Genomic DNA, 249 nt, shown 5'->3' with positions numbered 1-249 from the left:
ATTAAACCTGCGCCGTTTACTAATCCTTTCTCAAAAGCTGGGGAACAATGGTACCAGGAAAAGATTGCGCCCTTAATCTATTAAGATATTTTCACCAACTAACTTATGCGTTATGATAGAAAATAAAAAATGAAGGGGCAATAGCTTATCGGAAAGATTAGAATTAACAACATGGCATTTAATACTTACAATGGTGTGTTTGCGGAAGAGAAAAAGCTTGGTCAAAAAATTGAAATTGACTGTGAAATG

At 34.5% G+C, this 249-nt stretch carries 1 pseudogene; it reads left to right on the top strand.

The annotated features are described in order from the left end of the window. Positions 1-171 precede the first annotated feature (171 nt). A pseudogene (locus tag AACL61_RS01230) lies at positions 172-249 on the top strand (dihydroneopterin aldolase); the annotation flags it as partial.

The sequence above is a fragment of the Limosilactobacillus reuteri subsp. porcinus genome (assembly GCF_036621895.1).
GTDB lineage: Bacteria > Bacillota > Bacilli > Lactobacillales > Lactobacillaceae > Limosilactobacillus > Limosilactobacillus reuteri_J.
Note: the sequence above shows the minus strand (reverse complement) of the source record. Positions and strands in the feature narration are given on the sequence as shown.